Consider the following 4,780-nt stretch of genomic DNA (forward strand, 5'->3'; position numbering starts at 1 on the left):
ACTTTAGTAGGACGAATTGATATTGCTTTTTCTACACGATTAATCACTTTTCTTTTTAGTGAAAGGATAGGGCGTTTAGTGTTTGTTGGTGTTTTTTGCTGAGAGGGTTTACTTCGATTTAAGGCTGCTTTCAGTGCCATATTAAGTGCTTTGTTATATTCATAAGCTGCTTGCCTGGCTCTTCTACGCTCATTTCTACGACGACGAGCATTATCATAACCATGAAAGTTACACATATTACCTCCTGACAATAAGTTTTGGTGGTGTGTGATAGGGCTAAGCGTCAAATTTACAGTCATCTTGGTGGTACCCTGGTATTGGCATTAGAAGAATGACTGTATTTTGGCAATTTCACACACCCCAAAACCGACTGTTTGGGTGTTTTGTGGTTACGCTTTTTCAGCGAAAGAGTGTTAAAGAGCGGTAGTATTCAACTGTCGTCACTTGCCTTCATGTTCATATGCCTCAGGCTGGCTACTTGGCAACGTCCGGCAAGGTTTCAGATAACTCATGGTATTGTCTGGCGTTTGCCTGTTGCAGTGAGTTGATAGGGTAAATTTATCTTAATGATAAAATAAAATCAAGCGAAATTGATAAATAATTTATCAATGCATGTGATAAAAATTTAACTATTTGAATAATATTGATAAATTATTTGCTTAAAAATTTACCATAAAAAACCAGCTATTTAGCTGGCGTTAGTTGTGATTGATTGGCGAATAAGTAGCTATCCTAGCCTAGAGTAATTTATATTCCATTTACCTATTGCAAACCCATTTATACTGAATTGTTCTTCGTTATTGCAGTTTATTTCCCATTTTTCATAGAGGCTGTTATCACTAATTACTAATAATTTATCCCCAGCCAATTGTAGTCGTTTTATATGCATATTTTCACCAAAAGTGAATGCATATATCCCATCTCCTATGTATTGTTTAATCGTTTTGTCAATAACTACAAGAGAACCAGGATCTATTGTACCCAACATGCTATCACCTACAGCTGTAATAATAGCTAATGATGTAGACGGTCTTTCTCCAAACATTTTTAAGGCATGATCCGGGTTTATTTCAACTGCCTTTATAATAACTGGATACTCACTATACACTCTACCACCTCCACAGCTATACTCTGTATCGTAATGGTTTATCCTGTATACATGATCAGTATAGTTTTTGGAGGAATTTTGCAAAATGCAACAATCATCTTTTTTAGATGGATTTAAAGTTTTGTTATGAATAACATCCATCCATCCTATAGGAAGGTTTAAGGATTTCTCAATACGACGGGCAATTTTATCGCCTATATTACGTATTGGATTATTACCGCTGATCTGACTAAGCTGCGCAGCAGGTATGCCTATTTTATCAGCCAACTGAGATTTCTTATTTTTTCCTGATACAGTGAAATCCTGAATCAAGGCATGCAAATTAGCACGTCTAATGTCTTTTGTTTCCATATCTACATATTGGCATCTTTAATCAATTTGATAAATGTACAAATTGGTAAATTAATCTTGTTATTTATTTATCATTAAGATAAAGTGATTGTGTTATAATCAACTTTAAAGGTAAATTGTATGACAAACGATTTACTCCGTTGGAGAAAAGAGTCTACCCAAGATGATTGGGTACGTCTTGCTCAACTAGCAGGGACAAGTGTCGGTTATTTAAATCTAGTAGCTTATGGATACCGCAGGGTATCTCCCAAAAAAGCTGAGCAAATCGAATTAGCAACTAAGTATTTTAATTACTTACCCGTAAAAAAAGAATTATTAGTTTTTACTACTTTAAAGACTAGCACAAATTAGCAACACCGCTCTTTAACAACCTGGCCTCCCTGAAATTGGGAGATTTATAAATTCCCAGCCCATCGGGAGGGAATACTATTATCTGAAACTTGTGGAATTAAGTGTAGAACATGATTGCTGCAAAGACTATCAAATTGTCAGGCAACTCTTAACTTAGTGAATCTTGTTCGTGATACCGCAAAGATTGAAGCATTGGGAAGTAAAGCAGCATTTTTATGTTTTACTGGCTTACTCTGACCATAACATTTACGGCGTACATCACGAATAATAGCTAATTGATAGTCACTTGCTGTTGGGTGAAATTCTTTAATGTGTTCGTAAGATTTATTCGGATTGAAACGTTTAGAACATACAGGGCATATAGCAGATGTTTTTTTCATAATATTTTTCCTTAACAAATTAGATGAATAAATAGTCCTGTTTGTAATGGAAAATGGGTTCTGCCACTTCGGTACATTGTCTCTTAAGAGATACGCCGTCCGCCCGTGCGTTAGAGTGCGCCGTTCACTTTTTTCAATCTCTGGCTGTTTGCCTTTGATAAATATTATATTGAACTATAAGTACAATAAACACAAGTACTAAAAGTACATTATTTTGGTAAAATTTTTTTAATGAATATTATCTTCTTGATTTATAGAGGATTATTTTTTTTCTTTTTTAACATTTCATTGAAAACAGAATCAAAATATTTTTTTTGTTTTCTCATTTCTTCAAGGAAATATAAAGCTTTTTCTTCTGGAAGATCATTAAATAATTCGATTAATTCAATATGTTCTGGAGTTAAAGTTTCTTGAAATGATTTTAGATTATTATCAAAGATGATATGTGAAGCAGGGTTTATTTTACCATGTTGCAACCAAATAGGATCACACTTTAAAAAATTAGCAAGAGCATAAATTTTATCTTGTCTTGGCAAAGACTCAGCATTGAACCATTTACTAACAGCCTTAGAAGTGACACCTATAGCTTTAACTATAGCTGCACCTCTACCGTGTTGGCTTAACCCAGCTTGTTCACAGGCTTGTGCTAGCCTCTGGGAAAATTCTTTACGCACTTTTTCACTCTGTACCATAGGTACAATATAAACCTCTTGCAAAAAACTATCAGTACGATAATATACGTACTGTAAGTACATAAGGAGAATGTCATATGAACAATCTATATGACCCAATTAAGAATATAGGTATATCTAAAGTTGCTAATGCATGCGGTGTTAGTGATAGAGCTGTTTATAAGTGGTTAAAAAATGGATTTTTACCTAAAACAGAATTTTTTGGTAAAACGAATTATGCCCAAACGATACAAACAATATCCGATGGAAAATACAAAGCAGAAGATTTACTTAATTTGAGTAAGAAAAATCTTCTCTCAAATTGAATAACATATCTACATTTTACCGAACGATGCGGTATACCATCGGGCGACCGGATAGCATTCTGCTAAATGGCTGAAGCGGCAAAACCCACTTAATAACTCACAATCTCACTCTATCTATTATTTTTTCACAAACCTCATAGGAATATTGAGGTAGGGAATTTTATTACTTAAGGATTATAACCATGGAATATTCAAATACTATCAAAATCACTTGCAAACCAGAGCATCTAGAATCTTACTTCTACCAGAAGATGGCATCAGAAGGGGGTAATAACGGGTTTGCCAAATCACTAGGAATTCACCCATCAACAGCGAGTCGGGATAAAACCAGAATATTTAAATTAGCCTGTCAGGTAGTTTCAGAATACGGCTTGCCTAAGCATGTGGTGAGTGTGCCTAATTCATCGACGCAGGGAGTGGTCATCACAAATATCTCAGGTGAAGAGATACGTAAGCTGATAGATATGCTGGAACATTTGAGATTGCCAAAAAAAGAAGCTCCAGAGTTAAAAAACAATGGAGCCTGCAAACATCATATCCAACTTTAAGTTTGGGTTACCTTTCAAGGAGAAGGGAAACGCCAGTTTTCCCTTTTTTCTTTCAATTTCAGCGAGGTCATTATGGCAAATAAACGCCGATTTATCAATAAAAACCATGAAGAAAAAGCCCATCCAGATAGTCCTGATGGGCTATTGGTTACTGCATCAAAAAATAAGCTTTTCGCACATCGGTTTGTAGCAGAATTCAGAAAGTCACAAGGAGTTAAAAATGGCTGCAACAGTCACCATTGAGAATTACAAAACTAGAGCTAAAAAGTTACTTCCTCAGCTACCGAAAGAAAATGGTTTTACTTTTATCCCCAACAGATTTCTTGATGATCTTCTGAAAGAGGATTTCTCAGTAGAGCAACTCAACGAAATTCTTAGCATTTTTAAACAGGAGGTTGTAAATGGGTAATTTAGCAATAGATAACGTCGTCCAATTAAGACCAGCTGATGGCATGGAGAAAAAAGTGGCAAAAATAGAAGACGGATACACAAAGCTTGCGAATGAGCTTTATGAAGCCTTTATTGGTGCTGATTTAACCAGAAATCAGGCTAAAGTTGCTCATGCCATTTGTCGTAAAACTTATGGTTTTAACAAAAAAATAGATCGAGTTTCAGATAATCAATTAAGCGAGTTAACTAAGCTGCCGAGACAAAAAGTCAATAAAGCTAAAAACGAACTTATCGCTATGAAAGTTATCGTTAAAGTTGGGATGATGATAGGTCCAAACAACAATCTTTCTGAGTGGGAAATTTTAGAATGTCACCAAAACAGTGACAAATTAAATAATGTCACCAAAACAGTGACAAAAAGTGTCACCAAAAGCGTGACAGGGTTGTCACCAAAACAGGGACACACAAAAGAAACTATTACAAAAGAAAATAAATATAATAATACACCCCTCACCCCTCACGAGGTGAAAGGGGAAGAATTGGCTAGACCTGAAAAGCGAAAACCCCAAACACTGAACTACAACGATTATCTGGTTGCCTACAACGAGGAAGTGGGTGACAGACTACCCCACGCTGTTGAAGCCAATCCCAAGCG

The 4,780-nt window shown here is 35.6% G+C and carries 9 protein-coding genes and 1 pseudogene; 6 read left to right on the forward strand and 4 right to left on the reverse strand.

From position 1 onward, the window contains the following. Both H1X92_RS05845 and H1X92_RS05850 read right to left on the reverse strand, forming a co-directional pair. Positions 1-236: hypothetical protein (locus H1X92_RS05845; RefSeq protein WP_370520672.1), on the reverse strand; the 236-nt coding region annotated here is incomplete at its 3' end. Between the two features lie 491 nt (positions 237-727). Further along, a complete protein-coding gene (locus H1X92_RS05850; RefSeq protein WP_180559270.1) occupies positions 728-1,459 on the reverse strand; it encodes an XRE family transcriptional regulator in 732 nt (243 codons plus the stop codon). Between the two features lie 120 nt (positions 1,460-1,579). Between H1X92_RS05850 and H1X92_RS05855 the strand changes: the two genes are divergently transcribed. Continuing rightward, a complete protein-coding gene (locus tag H1X92_RS05855; protein WP_180559271.1) occupies positions 1,580-1,810 on the forward strand; it encodes a transcriptional regulator in 231 nt (76 codons plus the stop codon). Between the two features lie 137 nt (positions 1,811-1,947). On the opposite strand, the gene H1X92_RS05860 is transcribed toward H1X92_RS05855, so the two are convergent. Beyond that, positions 1,948-2,190, reverse strand: a complete 243-nt coding sequence (locus H1X92_RS05860; RefSeq protein ID WP_180559272.1) for a hypothetical protein — start codon at positions 2,188-2,190, stop codon at positions 1,948-1,950. Between the two features lie 464 nt (positions 2,191-2,654). Continuing rightward, a pseudogene (locus H1X92_RS15810) lies at positions 2,655-2,882 on the reverse strand (helix-turn-helix domain-containing protein); the annotation flags it as partial. A gap of 77 nt (positions 2,883-2,959) precedes the next feature. Between H1X92_RS15810 and H1X92_RS05870 the strand changes: the two are divergent. The 5 genes from H1X92_RS05870 to H1X92_RS05890 all read left to right on the forward strand — a co-directional run. Continuing rightward, entirely contained in the window at positions 2,960-3,187 is a 228-nt protein-coding gene (locus H1X92_RS05870) for a DNA-binding protein (protein ID WP_180559274.1), read from the forward strand. Positions 3,188-3,369: 182 nt separating this feature from the next. After that, entirely contained in the window at positions 3,370-3,735 is a 366-nt protein-coding gene (locus H1X92_RS05875; RefSeq protein ID WP_180559275.1) for a hypothetical protein, read from the forward strand. A 72-nt stretch (positions 3,736-3,807) separates the two neighbouring features. Continuing rightward, complete coding sequence (locus H1X92_RS05880; RefSeq protein WP_180559276.1) at positions 3,808-3,978, forward strand: hypothetical protein; 171 nt, start codon at positions 3,808-3,810, stop codon at positions 3,976-3,978. Beyond that, positions 3,956-4,144 (forward strand): hypothetical protein, encoded by a 189-nt coding sequence (locus H1X92_RS05885; RefSeq protein WP_180559277.1) that lies wholly within the window; start codon positions 3,956-3,958, stop codon positions 4,142-4,144. The genes H1X92_RS05880 and H1X92_RS05885 overlap by 23 nt, the downstream gene beginning before the upstream one ends. Further along, positions 4,137-4,780 (forward strand): replication protein (locus H1X92_RS05890; RefSeq protein WP_180559278.1); only part of this gene is annotated, 644 nt, incomplete at its 3' end. The genes H1X92_RS05885 and H1X92_RS05890, both read left to right, overlap by 8 nt.

Source organism: Arsenophonus endosymbiont of Apis mellifera (genome assembly GCF_903968575.1).
GTDB lineage: Bacteria > Pseudomonadota > Gammaproteobacteria > Enterobacterales > Enterobacteriaceae > Arsenophonus > Arsenophonus apicola.